Origin of the sequence: Paenibacillus sp. IHB B 3084, from assembly GCF_001447315.1 — a bacterium.
Classification (GTDB): Bacteria; Bacillota; Bacilli; order Paenibacillales; family Paenibacillaceae; genus Paenibacillus.
Window position 1 is genome coordinate 2,339,306 of record NZ_CP013203.1, and the last position, 21,953, is coordinate 2,361,258.

The 21,953-nt window shown below is 45.7% G+C and carries 16 protein-coding genes and 2 pseudogenes; 5 read left to right on the forward strand and 13 right to left on the reverse strand.

Features of this window, described 5'->3' with window-relative positions:
• Window positions 1–59: 59 nt before the first annotated feature.
• Window positions 60–1,142, reverse strand: coding sequence for an RDD family protein (locus ASL14_RS10950; protein ID WP_134914515.1), 1,083 nt, complete (start codon window positions 1,140–1,142; stop codon window positions 60–62).
• Window positions 1,143–1,177: 35 nt separating this feature from the next.
• A complete protein-coding gene (locus tag ASL14_RS10955) occupies window positions 1,178–2,041 on the reverse strand; it encodes a LysR family transcriptional regulator (protein ID WP_134911606.1) in 864 nt (287 codons plus the stop codon).
• Between the two features lie 135 nt (window positions 2,042–2,176).
• Here ASL14_RS10955 and ASL14_RS10960 point away from each other — a divergent pair, with 135 nt between their 5' ends.
• Window positions 2,177–3,166: a zinc-binding dehydrogenase gene (locus tag ASL14_RS10960; RefSeq protein WP_134911607.1), complete on the forward strand. Its 990-nt coding sequence runs from the start codon at window positions 2,177–2,179 to the stop codon at window positions 3,164–3,166.
• A gap of 86 nt (window positions 3,167–3,252) precedes the next feature.
• Here the strand turns inward: ASL14_RS10960 and ASL14_RS10965 are convergent, their stop codons facing one another.
• From ASL14_RS10965 to ASL14_RS10975, 3 genes are all read right to left on the reverse strand, one after another.
• Window positions 3,253–4,644, reverse strand: coding sequence for an MATE family efflux transporter (locus tag ASL14_RS10965; RefSeq protein ID WP_134911608.1), 1,392 nt, complete (start codon window positions 4,642–4,644; stop codon window positions 3,253–3,255).
• 276 nt (window positions 4,645–4,920) lie between these two features.
• Window positions 4,921–6,288, reverse strand: coding sequence for a glycoside-pentoside-hexuronide (GPH):cation symporter (locus ASL14_RS10970; protein ID WP_134911609.1), 1,368 nt, complete (start codon window positions 6,286–6,288; stop codon window positions 4,921–4,923).
• A 27-nt stretch (window positions 6,289–6,315) separates the two neighbouring features.
• A complete protein-coding gene (locus ASL14_RS10975) occupies window positions 6,316–8,259 on the reverse strand; it encodes a glycoside hydrolase family 127 protein (RefSeq protein ID WP_134911610.1) in 1,944 nt (647 codons plus the stop codon).
• Window positions 8,260–8,456: 197 nt separating this feature from the next.
• Here ASL14_RS10975 and ASL14_RS10980 point away from each other — a divergent pair, with 197 nt between their 5' ends.
• The 3 genes from ASL14_RS10980 (at window position 8,457) to ASL14_RS10990 (ending at window position 11,355) form a co-directional block, all read left to right on the forward strand.
• Window positions 8,457–9,332 (forward strand): helix-turn-helix transcriptional regulator, encoded by an 876-nt coding sequence (locus tag ASL14_RS10980; RefSeq protein WP_134911611.1) that lies wholly within the window; start codon window positions 8,457–8,459, stop codon window positions 9,330–9,332.
• Window positions 9,333–9,445: 113 nt separating this feature from the next.
• Window positions 9,446–10,846, forward strand: a complete 1,401-nt coding sequence (locus tag ASL14_RS10985; protein ID WP_134911612.1) for a phytase — start codon at window positions 9,446–9,448, stop codon at window positions 10,844–10,846.
• Window positions 10,847–10,989: 143 nt separating this feature from the next.
• Window positions 10,990–11,355, forward strand: a complete 366-nt coding sequence (locus ASL14_RS10990; protein WP_134911613.1) for a cupin domain-containing protein — start codon at window positions 10,990–10,992, stop codon at window positions 11,353–11,355.
• 148 nt (window positions 11,356–11,503) lie between these two features.
• Here ASL14_RS10990 and ASL14_RS10995 read toward each other — a convergent pair.
• The 8 genes and pseudogenes from ASL14_RS10995 to ASL14_RS11030 form a co-directional block, all read right to left on the reverse strand.
• Window positions 11,504–15,242: pseudogene (locus tag ASL14_RS10995) on the reverse strand (alpha-L-arabinofuranosidase C-terminal domain-containing protein).
• 291 nt (window positions 15,243–15,533) lie between these two features.
• On the reverse strand, window positions 15,534–15,815 hold the full coding sequence (locus ASL14_RS11000) for a VOC family protein (protein WP_223264287.1): 282 nt from the start codon (window positions 15,813–15,815) through the stop codon (window positions 15,534–15,536).
• Between the two features lie 83 nt (window positions 15,816–15,898).
• Entirely contained in the window at window positions 15,899–16,897 is a 999-nt protein-coding gene (locus ASL14_RS11005; protein ID WP_134911614.1) for an SPFH domain-containing protein, read from the reverse strand.
• Between the two features lie 19 nt (window positions 16,898–16,916).
• Window positions 16,917–17,708: a TPM domain-containing protein gene (locus ASL14_RS11010; protein ID WP_134911615.1), complete on the reverse strand. Its 792-nt coding sequence runs from the start codon at window positions 17,706–17,708 to the stop codon at window positions 16,917–16,919.
• A complete protein-coding gene (locus tag ASL14_RS11015; RefSeq protein WP_134911616.1) occupies window positions 17,708–18,739 on the reverse strand; it encodes a TFIIB-type zinc ribbon-containing protein in 1,032 nt (343 codons plus the stop codon). Before ASL14_RS11015 ends, ASL14_RS11010 begins: the two co-directional genes overlap by 1 nt.
• Window positions 18,740–18,765: 26 nt before the next feature.
• A complete protein-coding gene (locus tag ASL14_RS11020; protein ID WP_134914516.1) occupies window positions 18,766–19,422 on the reverse strand; it encodes a PspA/IM30 family protein in 657 nt (218 codons plus the stop codon).
• Between the two features lie 181 nt (window positions 19,423–19,603).
• Window positions 19,604–19,891, reverse strand: a pseudogene (locus tag ASL14_RS11025) (aldo/keto reductase); the annotation flags it as partial.
• Window positions 19,887–20,465, reverse strand: coding sequence for a TetR/AcrR family transcriptional regulator (locus tag ASL14_RS11030; RefSeq protein WP_134911618.1), 579 nt, complete (start codon window positions 20,463–20,465; stop codon window positions 19,887–19,889). The pseudogene ASL14_RS11025 and the gene ASL14_RS11030, both read right to left, overlap by 5 nt.
• A gap of 230 nt (window positions 20,466–20,695) precedes the next feature.
• Here ASL14_RS11030 and ASL14_RS11035 point away from each other — a divergent pair, with 230 nt between their 5' ends.
• Complete coding sequence (locus tag ASL14_RS11035; protein ID WP_134911619.1) at window positions 20,696–21,922, forward strand: MFS transporter; 1,227 nt, start codon at window positions 20,696–20,698, stop codon at window positions 21,920–21,922.
• Window positions 21,923–21,953 lie beyond the last annotated feature (31 nt).

The following is a 21,953-nucleotide window of genomic DNA, read 5'->3' on the forward strand; positions in this document are numbered from 1 at the left end:
TGAGCCGTCTGCTTTTTCTGCTTACTGCGCGCTGTATAGCTTAACATCATAGGTAGAGCCTAATGCTTAACTTCACGAAAACTGTTTCTAATCTTGCGCAACTCTTGCTGTGATCGACCATATCGGGAGGCGTACGTCCAGGCGAGCACTTGATGATAATGCGAAGGAGTTTCAATCGTAGTCACGTTATACATAACTGGAGTATCTTCCACTTCTCCTTTTAATGTAAATTCAATAGCAGGATAGCCGTTTACCACGATGTTGGAAGCCTTTCCCGATTCAGGGGTTGTAAGCCCTGATTCTATATGGCCCTGAATGATCTGTTTATACTCTTGAAGAGTCATACTGCTGTCGAAATCGCTTTTCGGTTCAGACAATACAATCAAGTATCTTTCTGTAAATTCATTTTTAATGGAGATATCCGCATCCTCATTAATCGTATAATCCCGTGACCAGCTCCACGGAGCCGTAACTTCAAACTGATCGTCCTTACTGACAAAAACGTCGGGCTTGGTTACTTGTGTGATGAGAGAAGAAATAAGGGATACAGCAAAGATGGCCGAAATGATCGTCATCAGGATGATTGCCCCTGCAAAAATCCCGGTTTTCTTTCTTCCCACAGCTCTCAGATCCCGTACCTTTACAACATATGTACCCGCAGCCATATCACCCAGCCGTTGTTTTTTGGGTGTCGCCAGCACACATATACCTGCAGGTAATCCCCAGAAAACCAGCGGATTCGTATCCACCAGATGTATGGCGGTGCGGATCAACGATTTAACGATGCCCGGCGAGCTTCCTTCCCCATTCACAACTTGAATACGAAGAAGATATTTGCCCAGCGTGTAGCCTGTAAGTCCTTCCAGTAAGAGATAATAGCAGAAGGAGCCGATCAGGAAGATACCCACAACCATAACGATATTGGGACTTTCGGCAGCAGCTAACTTTTTTGCTGCAAAATAAACCAGTCCTCCATATCCAAAAACGATAAGGATGAAGTCAATCATCCAGGCAGCCCATCTTCTGAAAAAAATAGAGGCTCCGTATGTTGCTGATAACACAGCCATCCTGTCCGGCTCGGGTCGAATATATCTCCCATTGACTACATGCTCACCCGGTACTACGGTGGGTGGATGTTTCATTAAATCATGTTCTTCCAAATCATACACCTCTAATGTCAAAGTATAGCATTCCTTTTCATCCAGTGAAGCAAGCCTGACAGCGCGCTGGAGCAAACGGAATCCCGCCGATGAACAAACCACACCTCCAATTTCCGATATTTTTCAGGCAGACGATGTGAAGCAATACTTCCCGTTTCCTCCGCCTTCGCAATCGAGGATTGTGGCAGCATGGACACTCCCAGACCAGAAGCTACACCACCCAGAATCACTTCCAATGTTCCAAATTCCATAATCTGATAGGCATTAATACCTGTTTCGCTCAAAAAACTTTCCGCTCTTGCCCGATGTGTGCAGCCCACGTCGAAAAACAGCATAGGCTTGGCAAGCAGCTCGCCCATGTTCTTGTTCCCAGGTTCCGAGATAAGCACCAATTCCTCTTCATAGGCCGCAACATGGTCTATATGCGGATCATCGACAGGCCCATAGACGAAGGCTCCATCTAATTCATAATTCAATACCTTTTGTACGAGATCGTGCGTGCCGCCTGTCAAAAGGGATAGTTGGACATCCGGGTATTGTGAGTGGTATTCCGCCAATAATGAAGTCAAATGCGTGACCGCCGCTGTCTCAATCGAGCCCAATCGCAAAGGTCCCGTAGGATGGTCCGAATATTGAGTGGACTTTACAGCCTCGTCCAGCAAGGTCAGGATTGTATCCGCATATCCCAACAGATTCTCTCCTGCTGGCGTTAGCGTCATTCCGCGATTAGATCGACGAAAAAGCGGTACGTTCAATTGTGCCTCAAGCTGCTGAATCCGGGAGGTCACATTGGACTGTACATAGTTCAAAACCTGCGCAGCCTTCGTGATACTGCCCTCGCGAGCAACAGCCTGAAATATTTTCAAATCACTGCTTTCCATATATACGTCACCTGCTTGGTATGATCATTTATGATACTCACGTTCGATTTTGTTCATTTTACCGGATGCTTATCGCTCTGTACAATTCAATATACATGCAAATGCATCTCAATTCGAACCACGGGAGGTTTTACAATGAAAGCCATGATACATGCCAGCAAAAACGGCCTTGAGGGCCTTATGTATAAAGAAGTTACGGACAGACAGCCGGGGCACGACGAAGTGAAGGTAAGGCTCCAAGCCGCAGGATTGAATCATCGAGATCTATTCCTCATGGCGGATCGAACCGCCAACGATGCTCCACTCATTCTCGGGTCGGATGGCGCAGGCGTGATCGAGGCTGTGGGCGATGGCGTCCCAATCTCGCTGGTAGGCACCGATGTAATCATTAATCCATGTATCGGATGGGAGCATACGCATCACATTCCCTTGGTTCCAGCCATTCTGGGCGGACCTTCAGACGGGACATTCGCTGAATCGGTTATCATTCCCGTCCAAAATGCCGTCCGCAAGCCAGCTTACCTATCTTGGGACGAAGCAGGGGTGCTACCTTTGTCTGCCTTGACCGCTTACCGCGCTCTCTTTACCAGAGGCCAATTACAGCAGGGTGAGCATGTCCTCATTCCCGGTATTGGCGGCGGTGTAGCCACGTATGCCATGCTTATGGCTTTAGCGGCGGGCGCACGGGTCAGCGTCACATCACGTAGCGAAGCGAAAAGACAAGCTGCCCTCGCCCATGGCGCAAATCATGCATTTGACAGCCATGGCGATTGGAAAGAAAGTGTAAACGGAGACGCCGTGGATCTGATCCTTGACAGTATCGGCCCTGCTACGTTCGACAAATACATGGAAATCCTCAAACCGAACGGTCGAATCGTTACATTTGGCGCAAGCTCAGGAGATCGAATAGAGATTCCGCTGCGGTCTATATTTTTCCCTCAAATCAGCATCATCGGCACCTCCATGGGCAGCGGCGAGGAATTCGCAGATATGCTTCAATTCATGGAGCGCCATGCACTCCATCCAATTATAGATAGCGTATTCCCTTTACAAGACACGGCACAAGCCTTCCACCGTATGCAGCAGGGAGCACAGTTAGGTAATATAGGGATCAGGATGAAGTAAGAGCCTGAACGAAGTACAGAAAGAAAAAAAATCCACTACTATAAAATACCTTCATCCAGAAGTCAATTTTATAGTAGTGGACCTATTCAGTCGATCAAACGATGCTGGACCCATTTGTTGCCACGGAAGCGCCAAAGGAAAACGATCCCCCGCACGCCCCATTCAATATCCATAGCCAGCCAGACACCAACAATCCCCAGATTGAACACAATGCCCAAAATATACCCTAGCACCACCCGGCACAACCACATGGACAGCATCGAGGTGAGGGACGTAAATTTCGAATCACCTGCTGCTCTAAGCGCAGAGGGTGTAATAAAGGCAATGGACCAGAGCGGAATCTGGGCCAACGTATTAATCAGTATGACAATGAAAATGTCATCTACGATTTCAGCAGGAGGATGAAACAGACCCACCATTGGCTTGAACAAAGGCATCAGGATTAATCCCATTACAATAAAAGAAAGAGACGATAGCCAAATAAATGATTTGGTAAACTTGCGGGCATCCTCGACATTTCGACGACCCATACATTGACCAACTACAGTCACAATCGTAAGAGCCAAGGCATTCGCAGGAATTTGGAACACGTTAGCCAGTGATGAGCAAATGGCATTCGTCGCCAACGCATTTGTTCCCATGCTCACAATGAAAATTTGGGTTAAAATTTTACCCCCATTGAAAAACATCTGTTCCGCTGCAAAAGGAAGTCCGATGAACAGAATCTTTTTAAGCATGGCTAGATTAAAATAAAGCATATCTCTAAGCTGAACACGCAAGTCGTCATCTACCCTGACCAAATAGATCAACGCACAAACTGCCCCTGCATATCTGGACACGTTTACGGCAATCGTCATGCCCAGCACACCCATGTCCAATACATTAATGAATATTACATTTAAAAGCACGTACGAGAGGTTCATGATGAGAGAAAGAGCCAGCGATGCCCTCGTCTTCCCTATCCCCCTTAGCGCTCCACACACCGCCTCAACGATCGCAATCCCCACGAAAGACATACAGCTTCCCAGCAGATACACCTTACCGTTAGCTAATACATCAGCCGAGGCGGAGCCAAACAGAACACTTAAGATCGGATTGTACAACACGATCATAAACAGACTGATAGCCAAGGCCAGCAAGGAAACGGAGGAAATGGTGCCGGATGCGGCTTTGGAGACCATAAGGTCGTTACCGCTCCCCTTATACTGTGCCACGACAACCGTCCCCCCGGTAGACACAGCGACAAATACATTAATCAAGAAAATATTCAGGGAATCAATCATATTCACCGCGCTGACCGCCGCCATACCCGATGAACTGATCATTGCCGTATTCACCAAATTAAGACCCACGATAAAAGCCTGATCAATCAGAAGCGGGATAAACAGAGCAATAATCTGTCGATAATCAATAGACTCTCCCGAAAAATGCTTATTTAGAAAGCCGTGTGTTCTCATCCTTACACTCAGTTGACTCATATCATCACATTCTTTTTATCAAATTGAAAAAAACCCTTCAACAGAAGAGCTTCCATGGCGAAAAAATGTATAAAGTTGCAAGGCTAGATGTATCTAGTTCTTGATTCTGTACACTTTTCTCTACATAGAAGTATCCCTCCAAAAGAAAATCCTGTCAATGGTTTTACTCACATTTGAATAGAAAAAAACATAAAAACCTGCTCAGCTCAGTGAACAGGTTTTGAAGTAGCATTAATGTTTTACGATATGATTAAATCCCTGTTAAACGAATTACAATTACCTTCTCGCAATTAAATCCTGTTGAATGGATACTTCATTCTTTTCGAATTTTTTATACAAAAACATAGGAATGATGCCGATCAGGAAGATGATAAACGGTAGCCAGATAAAGCTGAACTGAATTCCAGACAACGCAGTAGGGGTTTGGACCTTCCCGGCGATGTAACCGGTGCTGCCCATGATCCATGCTGGCAATAATCCGCCGATTCCGCTACCCGCTTTAATACAGAATGCGCTTCCAATGGAGGTCAGGAATCCACTTGCCCGAATACCATTTTTCCATTCCCCGTAATCGACTGTATCTGATAACATCGCAAACGGCATAGAACATGCAAAGCCTGATCCTAACGCACCAATAATCCAACCGATAATAATGAGGGTTAAGTCTGTACTGCCCATTAAAATCACGACCTGACCCAATGCAGCCAAAATCAATCCAATAATCATGATGCTGTTTTTACTTAATTTTCTGGCGAAAAACGGAATGAGAACCATCGAGATCAATTGTAATGAGGTCAGTCCGTTGATTAAAGGGACCAGGTCTTTGCTGTCCAGATTGTATTGCAGATAAAAGATAAGCGTGGCTGAACGGATATTCAAGCCAATCCAATAGCACAGGTTAGCAGCTACGACGAGCATCCAGGGCCAGTTTCGTTTGATAGCTGTAAAGCTCTTGGCAATGGGAATCGACTTGGTTTTAACCCCTGCATTTTCTCGCAAATCAGCAAATGCTATCAAAAACATGATAATAGCCATGATTCCAAATAAAACGAGCGTTAGGGAAAAGCCCTTTTGATCATTTCCCTGCCCAAAGAAGGCCACCAAAGGCAATGTAAACGTCGTAGCTATGAAAAAGCCTACATTCCCCCCGACCATACGAAAGGAGTTCAATACGACGCGCTCGTTAGAGTTCGTGCTCAGGTTAGGCAGAATGGACGTAATGGGCGTACTGATTCCTGTATACAGGATGCCGGCTATGATATAAGTGATGGCCGCGTACGCAATCTTTCCGGACTCACTCCAGTTGGGTGTTGTGAACGTAAGAACCATGAACACCGCAAACGGGATACATAACCATAAAAAGTAAGGTCTACTCTGCCCGTATTTTGACTTGGTTCGGTCAATCAGGATGCCCCATATCGGGGCATCAATGGCATCAATGAAGCGGGTGATAAATAGTAATGTCCCGGCAATCCCAATAGAAAGACCGAACACATCGGTATAAAAATATAATAGATAGCTGGAAATGACACAGTATAAAAGATTGCCCGCCGTATCTGTTAATGAATAGCTGATTTTACGATGAAAAGGAACGGTACTGTCTGCTTTCTCGGGTGGTTCCGTACTCACAATTCTCGTGCTCATGATCTCTTCTCTCCCCATACGAATGAATTATGATTCATAAACCCACACACGCATTTCTCCTTTATCCCGGTTGCACCAGGCGTAGTAAGGAATAGCTGTGATTTGTTGAGAAACCAATTCAGGGGGCTCCGAGCTATATAATGTCGGTGAACCTTTCACCCGATACCCCTCCGTGGTCAGCTTTACAATGCCACCAAGCAGGTTTTCGCTAAACTCTTCGGTAATGAGACTGTCCTTCGGCAATCTTAATCCCGCCAGGTTCTCCCCGTTATCCACTTCTTCCAGACAAAACACGATTGGGCCGCGTTGGAGAGCAACTTGCTGCTGATTCATGGAGACAAGAGCATTGCTCCGAATCCGTTCAACGGGCATAGCCAAATGCAGAGTTACCACATCACCGTCATTCCAGGTGCGTTGAATTTCTACATAGCCTTTTTCCAGATGGTGTAATGAAATGGTTTCGCCATTCACCTTCACCTCTGCCTGCTTGCACCACCCCGGAATCCGCAAAGCCCATGTAAACGAAGTCGGCTCTGCTACATGAATCGAAAAGGTCAGGTCCGCATCCCATGGATAATGATGAGTTTGTGTAATTTCCACCTTTTGACCGGATAAAACCATGTTTACCTTGCTTGCAATATACAGGTGCGTATACAGAGTATCCTCGGTTTGGGTATACATATTATCTTCGACCGAAGCGATCATGCGCGCTAAATTGGGCGGACAGCACGCACAGAAGAACCATTTTTGCCGTTCTGTTTTTACGTGCTCCTGATCTTTTCTGGATTTTTGAAAAGGATTTACTTCCAGTGGGTTTACGTAGAAAAATCGTTTCCCATCCAGATCCATCCCACTAATCGTCCCATTGTACAGCGCACGCTCCAGCACATCGGCATATTTCCGGTCTGGCGCTAAGCGCAGCATACGATTGGCCCAAAAGGCCAGCCCTACAGAGGCACAGGTTTCGCAGTACATGCTGTCATTCGGGAGATCATGATTGCAAGTGAACGCTTCTGCATTTACAGAAGAGCCTATGCCGGCGGTAATGTACATTTTTCGGTTCGTGACATCGTCCCACAGGGTTTCACAGGCTTTTAAAAGGGAGGCATCTCCTGTTTTCGCAGCCAAATCTGCCATTGCAATATACAGATACACCGCTCTTACGGCATGACCGACGGCCTCTGTTTGTTTCCGAACAGGCTTGTGTGCCTGCTGGTATTCAAAGCCTAAGCCAAAATTAATGTTGTTATCATCATTCCAGGTGGGCTCTGTTTGAATTTGTTTTCTGTTCTCTCGTTCCTCTTCAAAATAAATCGGGTGCTGCCCCCGCTGTTCGATAAAATATTGTGCTAATTTTAAATACTTATCATTTTCAGTCACATCATATAATTTGATCAAAGCCAGCTCGATTTCTTCATGCCCAGGGTAGCCTTTTCGTTTGCCCTCTTCCGTACCAAAAATCTGCTGGATCAGGTCCACGTATTTCTCCATAATGTGAAGAAACTTCGTTTTGCCTGTCGTTTCGTAATAGGCGACCGCCGCTTCTATAAAATGTCCCGCACAATATAGCTCATGGTTATCGCGTAAGTTGGTCCAACGATTGTTGGGCTCTTTCAGCAAATAATACGTATTCAAATATCCATCTTCAGCTTGAGCTCTTCCGAGCAGCGCAATCACTTCATCCGCCCGTTCTTCAAGTTCAGGGTTCGGATGATCCCTTAAACTAAACGCCACCGTTTCCAGCCATTTGGCAATATCACTATCTTGGAAAACGGTTCCATAATACTCCCCGCTGGATTCACCAGCCGCAATTTTAAAGTTTTCAATCGCATGACTGGGTTCTGTATCTGGTAACTCATCATTTAATGCTTTCCACTGATAAGGAATGACCTCTTCTGCCACAACCTGCTTATACTTTTTCCAAAATGTATCCTCAACGACGACATGTTTTACTGGCTTTGCTGTTTTCATTGGATAAACATCCCTTCCCGAAAATAGAACGCTTTCATTTTTGAAAAAATAAGGATAAAGTAAAGATAAATACCCGGCCAAGCTAACCTGTGCTTCCCTTGCTACAGTCCTTATTTTATCAACCTGAATTTATAAAAAAAATCGCAATCTTTAACTAAAAGTTATACGATTTCACACACATAAAGGAGCTGGCTTCCATGAGCAAAACCGACTTTTTGTCCTTCCTTGTCCCTCCACTGCCTTATTTCATTGAGGGGAATATTACTACATACCAAAAAGGGGATTGGCACCCGAATCGTTATAATCTGGGCTATTTTGACGTTATTATCGTCAAGGAAGGTCTGTTGCACATAGGCGAGGAGGATGAAGCGTGGAAGGTAACTGAAAATTACGCTCTCATTCTTGAGCCGGATAAACACCATTTTCCCATTGAGGCATGTACAGAACAAACCTCCTTTTACTGGTTCCACTTTCAAACCAATAGCACATGGTGCGCACAATCCTCGCCCGATCTTATTGTACCTAGCACCCCCATTCCCGAGCTGCATTTTCATTCAGAACATACGACCATTCATTTGCCCAAAATTCAAAAAGTGGTGAATCCGCATGAGCTATTTTCCAAGCTGGACTACTTGTTATCTTCTACTTTAAAACCTCGAAAGCTGGCACTATGGGAGGCCCAACAGACGTTTGTGAATATTTTTCAAAGTTTGGAGCATGATCAGAATAATAAAGACAGCTCCTCTAAGTTAGCGGAACAGATCGAAATTTACCTGAAACAGAATTACAAAAATGCGATCACCAACAAAGACCTGGAGGCCCATTTTCACGTACATCAAAACTATCTCGCCAGATGCATGAAGACCGCCTTCCACCGTACGCCGCTTGAATATTTAATGGATTATCGTCTGGATCAAGGACGCAGTCTCCTGCTGCAAACCGACTGGTCCGTTCAACAAATCACAGAAGAAACAGGGTTCTCCCAAGCCAGTTATTTTTCCAAATGCTTTAAACAAAAATTCGGTATGTCCCCGAAAAACTATAGGCAACAATATTGGAAGCCGGCTCATTGAATCGAAAAATGTACAGGCATTACATCTCCTTTACATTTTTAACATACTCCCGTTATATTGCCCCTTTATACTGAGTCAGCTATAGATTTTACATCGTGAAAAGGGGTATACATATGAAGACAACCAAACTAGCCCTGTTGACAGTCTTGGCCGGGGCTTTGATATCACCTGCTGAAATAACCAAGGCGGCAGACGTTCAGTCATCCGGGTATGCACCGCTGCGAACACAGGCGGAAAAAATGGGAGCGGTCATTACATGGGGCAGTGACGACAAGTCTGCTGCGGTCAAGCTGAAAAACGGCATTGTCGGCACCTTTACCGTCGGTGAGAAGACCTATCGTCTGGCAGGCCAAACCGGAGAAGCAGATCGTGAAATCAAGATGGTCGGCGGGAATTTATATCTTCCGGCAAAGCTGCTTGCCACGCTTGAGACAGAAAACAGCAAATATGCTGATCCCAAAGACGCAGTTCCTACCTACAAGGTTACCCCTACTGCTGAGACAGAAGCAGTGGAGGATGGAGATGACGCAGCCGACGACCCTGCTATCTGGCTCAATCCGGCGGACCCGGAGAAAAGCAGACTTGTAGCGACCAATAAAGGCGGCGGAATTCTGGTCTATGATCTGCAAGGCAAGCAATTACAGAACTATAAGGTCGGCAAAATGAACAACGTGGATATCCGTTACGGTTTTACACTGGGCGGTAAAAAGATTGATATTGCAGGAGCAACCAATCGCACCAACAACACCGTTGATATCTTTGCCATTGACGGAGTATCAGGAACGTTAACAAACGTGGTTGACCAGCCTATTAAATCATCTATGAAAGAAGTGTACGGATTTAGCTTGTACCATAGCCTCAAGACAGATAAGTTTTACGCACTCGTTTTGGGCAAAGAGGGTGAATTTGAACAATATGAGCTGACGGACAACGGAAATGGCAAAATAGCTGGTAAGCTGGTCCGCCAGTTCAAGCTCGCTACGCAATCCGAGGGCATGGTGGCTGATGATGAATATGGCACGGTCTACATCGCTGAAGAGGATCACGCCATTTGGAAATATGATGCCGAGCCAGACGGTTCCTCCGATCTGCTACGACGTGTAGATGTTGCAGACGGGCGCAGACTTCAGGATGATATAGAGGGACTTACATTGTATTACGGCAAAGACGGCAAGGGGTATCTCATCGCCTCCAGCCAAGGAAACAGCAGCTATGCGATCTATGAACGACAAGGCGACAATGCTTATATAAGCAACTTTACGATCAGCGCCAGCCCTACAATCGACGGTACCTCTGTTACAGACGGTATTGATGTTCTTGGCTATGGATTAGGCAAGAACTTCCCGCACGGTATCTTCGTTGTACAAGATGATGAAAATCTTCAAAACGGCAAAAAGCTGAATCAGAATTTTAAAATGGTGCCGTGGGAGCAGATCGCCAAGGGCGCACGCATCCCGCTATCGATAGACAATGGCATCAACCCGCGTGAATTGGTGAACAGAAGCACGAAGTAATGCCTGTCAGGGAAATCCGCTCAACATCCTAACTGTATGAGAAAATATTGGCAGGATACCCATGCCGACTGATGAGTATTATCTTCATAATACCTAAACCTCGTTAATGGTATAATGGAGGTAAAAGAATCGGAGGGATTAGTATCCATTACCAAGCTATTAACCTGAATGATAAATTATCTAAGTTCAACGATCATTGGTCTCCGAAAGTTATTGGGGAAATGAATGACTATCAATTTAAGCTCGTCAAGATTGTTGGGGATTTTGTATGGCACGACCATCAAGATACCGACGAGGTGTTTATCGTGATCGAAGGGGAGATGTTCATTGATTTCCGCGATGGTCAGGTGAAAATTTCCCAGGGCGAGATGTTTATTGTCCCAAGGGGCGTCGAGCACAAGCCTTTCGCCGAAAAGGAATGCCATATCATGCTAGTGGAGCCTAGAGGTTTAGTTAACACTGGCGGGACTGAGTCCGAATTAACAGCAGCCAATGATATTTGGATATAGCGTCTTTTTCCCCCAGGCTACCGCTTTCATTCCTATTGGGATTAGCCTGATATCCTACTTCCCTCGAACACTAGTTTCATCCAAAGAAAACCCGCTCAGTGAGCGGGTTTTTCAAATTTTCCACACATGATTACGTGCCTCAGTTTGCCTATGCTTTAAGATCCAGCATCAGTACATTCACCGAATTAGCGGGTAATTGCAGAAGGATCGCGTTATTACTGAGCGAAACCTGCTGCTCGGTAGGCACTACCTTCTCATCATTCTTCTTATTCACGTTAGGAACATGAACTAGCGAAGTATCTCCGGTTAGTGTAATCAGCTTGGCGCTGGACTCCACACTCAATTCCTGAAGGTTCAACTGCATTGCCTTATCCACGTTGTCGGCATTCACAAGCTTCACATATACATGCTCCGCATCTTTGGTCACCGAATTGAACACGTCTCTGTTGTAAGCTTCCAGCTTGTAGTCCAGCACTTTGCTGGTTGTCACTCCGTCGGTGTAAGAGCAGATCAGGCTGTTACCCGTTTCACCGCCGTAATTCACCGTGATGGTGTAATCCGTGTTGTCAGAAAGCTCTTCATAGCTGACCGCTCTCAGGTTGCCTGCCGCTGTACTGGAAGAATAGTCGCCCAAGGTGTAGCCTTCCACCCCTTGCTTGTAAACCTTCACGCCCGTTGCCTTGCCGCCATAGCCGATGGCATATTCCAAGACGTCCTTTTTCTCTGCGGAAATATCCGTAAGACCTGCGCCCACATAAAAACCGTCCGTGCCAGAAACACGGGAAGCGACGACCTCCACCTTGTAATTCGTCCATTGGTCGTTCAAAATGTACAGACCGTTCAGACCGCTGTCTTGAGCTTGGAGGACAAGTCCCTTGTCTGCTTCCACAGCAGACCCCACAGAACCCGGAATGACCTGCCAAGCCGGATTCCATTCCTGGGTAAAATCCTGTTCCAGCAGCACGCAGCCGTCCGTGTTGGAAGTGACCGTCACATGCTTCACGATTACTTCGGCGTTGCCCGTCGCGATCTCAATTCCACCCTGAGGAATGAGGTCTATCGACTTGCCGTTTTTGTAGGTGGAAAAGGAAGTCGCCAATACTGTTTTGCCCAAATATTTAGCATACATTTGCTGTACATAGTAGTTCGGCGTGAACCACACCGTTTCGTCATCGAACCAGATGCAATCCGGGGTCCATCTGTAGGTTCCGTCCGTCAGCACCTTGTTGAACAAGGGGCATAGGCAGCTAACAGAACGACATCGGCGTTATTTTCAAAGCCCGTCATGACCGCTGCCTCTGCTACTGCGCCTGCCAGTGTATTTTTATCCGTAGACGCATACTCACCCACGAACACCTTGGACGTTTCCTTCCAGTTTATGCTGCCGTCTGCATTATACGCTCTATAGTAATAGTTATATCGGTCCGCGTTATTAAGCAGGTACTCGTTGGAACGGTAGTAGTGCTCATCTGCAATGGTGTCCATGTAGTTTTCTTGCTTCTCATACCATGTCACGGTTTCCTCAGTCACTTGGGTGCCGTCTGCAAAAGCGACCTTAGCCGAACCGGTTATATTACCGCTCAGGAACTTCCAGCCCTGCTGATATGCATCGTCATCTGCTTGAGCGCCAACCGTGGAGATGATATGCAGCTCATAGCCTGGATAGTTTTCCTCCATGTACGCATCAATAGACGTTTTGAACACTTCAAAGTTGGCAAAGAATTCTGTACCCCAGTTTTCGTTCCCTACTCCCAAATAATGCAGACCAAACGGCGCTTCGTGGCCCATTTTTTACGCATGGCAGCCCATTCATTGTTATCAAAATCCACGCTAATCGCAAAGTCGATCAGGTCCGTAAAATTCTTGATATAGTATTCTCTTAATGCGCCACCAGCGGGATGAGCGTAATCCGAACGGGCTTGGCAGAGAACGCCACAGGCCATAACGGGAAGCGGAGCTGCATTCAGGTCTTCGGCCAACTGGAAATACTCCATATAACCAAGGCCCATGGTCATCATATAGCCCCATACATTAAAGTTTTCCTTGCGCAGCTCGATATCGCCAATAGATTCCTTCCAGTCGTATACGTTTTCCCAAATAAACGAACCCTCAGAGATACAACCGCCCGGAAAACGCAAGAACTTCGGATGCATATCGACCAGCGCGTTCACCAGATCTTTTCTCAGTCTATAGTTGGGATTCCCTTGGAAGTTGGCATGTGCCGATGGGGATCGGGCTTCCTCCCCTGCACCCCACACATCCTGTGGAAACAAGGAAACCATATCTATCGAAATCTCACCGTCAAACGTCAGTGCCAGTTGCCCCAGAACCGTAGCCGATCCTGTCAGCACCAGTTTGGAATCTATACCGTACTTTTTCCACGTATTGCTGCCTTCCACCTGTACGGTTACCGAATCACTAATCCCCTTCTCATTCCCGTCTTGCAGTTGTAGCGTGATCGTGCCTGCCGACTCAGCCTTCGCCCAGATGGTGAAATCATACTTGTCACCCGCTTGGATAGACATGGCGCAATTCTGGTTAGAATCCGAAAAGCCCTTATTCCGAATAGTCGCACCATCCGCTACCGTCACATAATAAGAGTTCACATCTTTGTCTTTAGCACCTAAAAATTCATTTAATCCGCCGCTATTTTGCGGAGTCATCTTGTCCGTATCACCAGACCAGGCAAATAAAGGATTACGGTTTCGCCCCGTAGAGCAACCGCATTCACCAGAAGCATGGGAATAGGTATCAAACACGAAGGACTCGAAGGAACGATTCTGAACAAGCTCCGCATAAATTCCGCCATCCGCTGCGTTATTGATATCTTCGTAGAACAAGCCGTACATCACTTCGCTGATATCCATGACTTCCCTATTTCCATGAATGGTCAAAGTGTAAGGAGGTAGCTGTTCCGGCAGGACGGATACTTCAAAACTTTTTTCAATACAGCTTGGGCCCTTCGTCAAGAAGGCTGTCACGGTTACCCCCTGTGAGGAGGTAATTGTCTGGACCTGACCGTTGTCAGAGAGTATCTCAGGGTGGCTGGATTTCCAGGTCACTTCTACTCTACCGCCCATGAGGACCGTTGGCAGGGACAAGTCCTTGGTTACAATCGTCGTTGGGAAGGACAAATACTTATCGCGAGCGAGCTTCACAACCTCTTCGTCTGTCAACGAATCGCACATGACCTCGATGACTTCATCCGCTGACAAGCCTGCTTTATAAATTCGGAAGTCCGATAGGGAGCCGGAAAAGTCCACATCCGCCGCATGCTGGGAACGACCAATAAAATTGTTGCTATAGTTGGATGAGTCCGTAAACGTTTCAAACCATTTACGCAGCTTGGCATAGTTGCCACTGGAGGTTTGGCTGATGGAGCCGTCCGCTACGACTTCGCCGTTCACATACACAAGCGGACCCGCACTGCTTAATGTGCCGCCTTTTGTGCCGATCACGGACATGGCAATGTGCATCCACTCTTCCCGGACAAAACCTCTCCCCGGATCTACAGCCAGATCTGCCTCGGCGAAAAGAGTCCCGCGCAGATTCCGTGTCATGAACATGTAGGGCCCTGTATGGGCTTTGCCAAAGTCAAAAACACGTTCCCACATATCCGTGAATCTACCGAAGTTAACCCAAGCAGTCACCGTGACACCCGTGTTATCGCTTACATCTTTAAGCAAATTGGAAGGAAGCTGTATATACGATGTACCATTAGGACCTCCCGCAAGCATCAAAGCCGCTCTGCCGCTAGCATTGGAGATTGTTGGAGCTATCGTGCCGGAAGCAACCCCGTCATTACCTTGCCCTGAGCTATCTTTGCCGACGTTCCCAGCATCATCAAACTTGTACCGCGCAATGATTTGATCTTGGAATTTGGTCATCTTCGTTACTCCTATACATATATTTTGTTAATGTATAACTAATTAATTAATATAAATATATACTATATAGCTATAGTACCTTATCTTGTGCACATTTTTCAATCCTTTATAGTGACAAAAAAAACCGCTCAGTGAGCGGTTTTTCAGATGGGCCATCCTTGTTAGAGTAAATTTTTCACTCCATTGATGCACTGGTTTCTTTAATTCCAAAAGCAATCCACCGACCATCTACATCCTCAATAACAAATTCTTTATTGTTATAGTCTGTATTCGACAAAGAGCGTACAATTTTTACCCCGGCTGCCTCAAATTCTTGTTTATATGTTCTTGTTGCTTGGTAATAAAGTAGGCATCATACCCATAACCATATAATTCTCTATTGGGAACAACTTTTTGTCCCAAAGATTTAGTCAATATAATTTCCGTATCATCACGATACAAACAAATATGTGGCTCTTCTGCCTCCAAATATGACACAGCTCTAAATCCTAAATATTGGCTGTAAAACTCAGATGTTTTCTCAATATCATTTGTTGGGAATATGCTATGGGACTGCAAGAGTCTTTGATACACGATAAATTCACTCCTTGGGACTATCCACTTATTCAGTATTAAACAAATTTATTTTCAGCTCGTAAATAAACCGACCTCATGGGTTACGCGTTCAATTTCTGACCACAATTCGGACAGAAGTTAGCTCCTTCGTTTTTCACACCGCAGTTAGGACAGAAATTGGGCTTTTTATGGTCTCCAGAAGGAGAAGGAGCGGCAGATTCAGATTCAGGTTGAGGCTCGGCCGGAGGATTTTGGTTGGGATTCAAATTTTTCATCATTTCATTTGCTATATTCATCCCCATCATCATACTCGCCATATCCGAAGCAGCGCCGCCGCCTTTTACGTTGCCAGATGCAATACCGTCCGTCATCGTGACCTGTTGATACTTTTGCAAATTACCGATCATTTCATGAGAAGCCGTCTTCGTAATCATATCCTGAATTTCTTGAGGATAATTGAAGCTCATCACATGAAAGCCTGTAATCGTCATCCCGTTGTCCATCACTTGCATATCCAGATCTTCTTGAATGCCTTTGGAAATATCGGAAGCATTCGCTTGCAGATTGAACATGTCCTTCCCTTCTCTGCTGATCCACTTCATTAACAACTGATCCAGCACAGAAGTAATCCGGATTTTAACATCCTCCACCAGATAACTGTCTTTCATCCCGGCAACCTTATCTATGAGCGTAACATAATCGTCCACCTTAAAATTAAACGTGCCATTCGCACGAATAGGCATACCGCCCGGAAGCTGGGGAGTCGGGATCAAAACCGGATTTTGCGTCCCCCATTTGACGGTAAACTCCTTCGTATTGACGAATAAAACTTCCACCCTCATACCACTGTTAAAGCCGAATTTAAACCCTTTTAACGTGGACAGGAACGGGATAATCTCAGAATCTATATTGTAAGATCCTTCATTCTCGAAAATCCCTTCAATCTTGCCGTTATTAACGAAAATCGCGTCTTGACCGGAACGGATCATTAACTTGCTTCCTTTTTTAATCTCCCGATTGCTCCATTTCCAAAAAATCATATCATCTCTAAATTCTTCCCACTCTACAACATTCGCAAATTGATTTCTAAAGAACGACATTCTGTTCCCATCCCCTCAGTTAAAATGAACCTCTGCTGCCGCTATGCGAATGACCGCCACTGGTGGTTCCGCCCCCGCTTGAGCCGCTACTACTGCTGCTCTTTTCAATCTTCCGTTTCGTTGTCGTGGTGTGAAGGTACTGGTCCCGATGCTCCAGAATCCCTGAATTGCCCGCATCCTCGTAGGTCTGCCGATTTACCGTAACTCGGCCACCGGAATTGGAAACCATCTTCCCCACGATAATCCCCGCCAATACCAGTGAAACCACCAATTGAAACGCAATACTATAAAATATACTGTCCGGGTTCACCCCTGGCCGGATTCCCAAATACCTGTGCGCACTTAAAATATATTTTTGGAATGCAAGCTCATAGTTACCGCTCGTCAGATACGGACTAATCTCGTCACGTATTTTATCCAGTCTGTCGTCATCCAGATACCGCTCCGCTTTGTAAAATCCGGCCAAATAAATCTCTCTATTTCTCATATCCATCGTTAAAATGACCGCATTTCCATGAGACCTGTCATATCCAGGTCCATGATCATCATAAAAGTCCTGCGTCATTTTCATAACATCCATATTGTCGGGGTTACTGGAGGTAAAAATAATAATATCCGTCTCTCTTTCGGCCCCGTATTGATTAGCCATCGTGTTCAGCTCATTATACTCTGTCTGATTAAGCAGACCCGCTTCATCATAAATCAATGACTTCCATTCCGTTGTAGCCGCTTCGCCCTTCACTTCCATGGGAACGGCTAGAAAAGCAGCAAAGAAAACCAAGATTGCCAGGATCAGTCCAACCCTTTTCATTAAAATATCCCCCCCATGATCACCCAAGTGATTAGCTTCAATGAAAGGAAAGAGACACCGAAAATGCCTGCAAACCAGGCAGTCACTTTGACCTTGCTAATCGGAGGCTTGCCGACTACCTTACCTGTCTGACCGTTCATGGCAAACGTATGCTCCAATCGATTGTAGTCATAGTGTATTACCCATACCGGAAGCAGGACATAATCTGCTTGTTTTAATGTAGTATCAATTTGCTTTTCCGTGTAGTTCACGGCCGTATATTCTGACACCGCAGACTGAATATAAGCATCAATATATTCCTTCACTTTTTCTTTTACTCGCGGGAAGAGCTCCTCGTCATTATAACTGTATTTCTCCGCAATGTAGCCGGCGAGATACGGGGTTTTAAAGCTTTTTAGCTGTTCGTAAGGAAAAGGCTCCAATTTATCCATCAGCTCGTCATTCATTTTCTCCGCGGCATCAATCGGAACCTTTACATAATTCAGACGGATTTTCCGGTATACATCAAAATGCTGTGTCTCCGTATACTCGTAGTCGCCGCTCGTATAGGTTCTCACCTTGGTACCCTGACCCTGAACTTCAATTTTATTATGTAGATCATATAACCAGAAGGGCACATACATCCCGGTGATTCCCTTGATTCGGTCTGCTGTCATGAACCGATTTGGCGTCAGACGGCCATTCTTGCACCATTTTCGGAATGCTTGTATTGCTTCTTCCTTGCTGATCGAAAAAGGAATGACCTGCGCCGGAGCCAACTCCCCGGTCAGTCGTTCGCCAAGCACAACCGCTGATCCGCAAAAGCTGCAAACCGTCGCGCTTGTCTCCACTTCGGTCATAATAACTGCTCCGCAGCTGGTACAATGGTACTCCAGAGCCTCGTCTTCTAGAAAAACATGATTCGTCAGAGGATCTGGAAAATACTCAATATTGTCCTTTCTTCCGCAACTGTGACAGGATAACATTCCTGTTTCACTGTCAAAGACCATGCCACTGCCGCAGTTTGGGCATTTATATTCGATAACCGGCATCTGCTCACCTCTATCATAAAGAACTGTTATTTCTGATCTTTCAGTTTTTCTTTGATCGCAGCCAATTCATCTTCTGCGTTCGTGCTTTTCTCAACTTGTGCGAATAAATCATCCAGATCGTCCTGCGTCCCTGCTCTAAGCTCGGCTATAGCCATTGCTTCATCATATGCCCTGTTAACCTTCTCTTCCATAGCTTCGAATACGGAATCCTGGCCGCCCATGGCGTTCAATGATTGCTGTACTTTGGCAACCGCCAGTTTCCCTTTTAGCTTGATGCGCCGTGCTTCCAATTGGTCCATATCGGACACCAGTTTATTCTGCATTTGTTTCATATTTTCGGAGTTTGATGAAGCCAAGTCATAAGCGGTTTCGAATTGTTCCAGTTTCTCCACCTGCGTTGCCTTTCTCTCCAGAAACTTTCGAGCATTCTCGTCATTGCCAGCTTCCACTGCCTTCATAGCATAATTCTGAAGCTTTTTGATCTCGGCTCTGCATTCATCCAAAGCTCTTTTCGCTCTTCGCTCATCCGCCAACACTGAAGCTGTCTCCGCCTTCACCCTGCCCAGGTCGATGTTCAGGTTCCGCATATAATTATCAATCGTCTTCTCCGGATCCTCCACCTTATCCAATAAGGCGTTAACATTCATTTTCATAATATCCCTAAATCTCGACAGAATCCCCATCATGGTCTCCCTTCGAAAAGATTACATTCCACCATATAATACATCAAATCTGGAAAAAAGGGTTCATTTCCCTGACATTTGAGTGTTTGACCTACAATCCACCTACAATCTAACTCATGAAACAAAAAAAGCCCGCTCGCTGAGTGGGCTCATCAAATGGAGAGGAGTCTATCCTTCCGCTTTATAATTCTTCATAGGTTTTGGGGTCCTGCCCCCATATCCGTCCGTCCTCACTGCTGAACGCCGAAATCACATTCATTTCCTCTTCCGACAACTCAAAATCAAAAATCTCCAAATTCTCAGTTTGGTGCTTTAAAGAAGAGGCCTTCGGGATTGGGATCGCGCCCAGTTGGATATGCCAACGTAAAATCGTTTGTGTAATGGTTTTGCTATGGGCGGCAGCAATTTTTCCAATCTCTTCATTCTCCAGCATGCTATGACCACGGCCCAGAGGACTCCGCGATTCAGTCCGAGCGAATTCCTTCGAACGCATTCATGACTAATTGTTGCACATAGGAATCGTCTAATGGATAACCGGTTACCAGCAATCGATAAAAAATCGGTCCGTAAATGAGATCTATACTTAATTCAATATCGAGATTTTTCTTCAATTCCCCGCGCTCCATCCCCCGCTCCAAAAGGAGCCTGGCCTCGAGCCGCCGAGGATGAAAATATCGGGTCCGATATGCCTCCGATAATCCTGAATCAAGCTGCCCTTCACCTATTAACTCCGTAATGATTTTACCCTCTCGACTTATTAAGAACCGTACTAAATTCGTGGCATGAATGAGAATATCATCTAATACACAACCCGTGTCCGGCACAGGCAATCTCGCTATGGTAGCTGACAGAAAGCCGTCCATCACCACGGCAGCCTTGTTAGGCCACCATTTATAAATGGTCGCTTTGCTAACTTTAGCTCGTTCAGCAATTTTTTCTACCGTAACCGCTCCAAAGCCATGCTCCAACAGTAAATCATATGAAGCGTTAAGGATAGACTTTTGTGTCTCGACATTACGCGGGCGTCCTCTTTTACTCTGCACTGGAATGCCACCTTCCTGATAGGTATAAATAACTATAAAATAAACTGTACGTTCAGTATATCAAATAACAAGTAAAAATAAAACGAATTTACCTATTTACAAAACCAAACGTTCAGTATATTATTTGATTATCGAATTAATGAACTATACGTTCAGTATTTATTTTCCGGTAGCATTGAATTGAAGAAGTGTTGTTGCACAATCACCAAACAATCATAAGGAGGATTATCATGCAAAGAGAACAACAAGCAATAGGAAGTAACCGTATTTCAAATGGGATGATGTTTCTGTTGGCAGCCGCATGCGGCCTTATCGTTGCCAACCTTTATTATGCTCAAACCCTGGTAGGGCCGATCCATGTTGCTATGGGCCTTTCTTCCACAGCAGCGGGCTTCATTGTCACATTAACTCAAATCGGTTATGTCGTGGGATTGCTGTTTATCGTACCGCTCAGTGACATTATTGAAAATCGACGCCTCATGGTCGTATCGCTAATCATTACAGTCGTTGCATTGCTCGCAGCCGCATTCGCCCCCAATGCGTCGTTGTTCCTGACCGCATCTCTGTTCATTGGAATCGGATCTGTGGTAGCCCAAATTCTAGTGCCGTATGCCACCTATTTAGCGTCTGAAGAGCAGCGAGGCCGGGTTGTTGGGAATGTAATGAGCGGACTGTTGCTAGGAATTATGTTCGCACGACCGGTGGCAAGTTTTATAACCAGCATCTGGGGGTGGCAGGCCGTATTTATTTTGTCAGCAATTGTTGTGACGCTGTTGACGGTTCTGCTCTCGCGTGCTCTTCCTGAACGTAAGCCTGCGCCTACGGTATCTTACGGCAAATTAATTTTCTCTCTAGGCACTCTTTTAAAACAAACGCCCGTATTGCGCCGCCGTGCCCTATATCAAGCCTGTCTATTTGGAGCCTTTAGCCTATTTTGGACTGTTGTTCCTCTACGATTGGCAGATGATTTCGGAATGTCCCAGCAAGGTATTGCATTGTTTGCTTTAGTAGGCGTGGGCGGCGCAGTAGCAGCTCCAATTGCCGGGAGATTGGCTGATAAAGGCTGGAGTAAATTCTTAACCGGGCTTGCCATGATCATTGCCGCCTTGTCTTTTTTGCTAATCTATCTTTTTCAAAACCATTCGACCGTAGCTCTCGTACTACTCTTTGTTTCAGCGATTACACTGGATATGGCCGTATCGGGAAATCTTGTACTTGGGCAGCGTGTGATTTATTCCTTGGGAAGTGAAGCGAGAGGGCGTCTGAACGGACTCTTCATGTCTATTTTTTTCGTAGGCGGTGCCATTGGATCATCATTAGGCGGTTGGTCTTATGCGCAAGGAGGTTGGAATTTCAGTGCTCTCATTGGAGTCGCGCTGCCGTTGCTAGCTTTGCTTTACTTTTTCACTGAGAAAGAAACGAGTGGAGACGTACAAAAGAAACCTTCGGCAGAATAACCATACAACAAAAAATTACCCCTATTCGTCT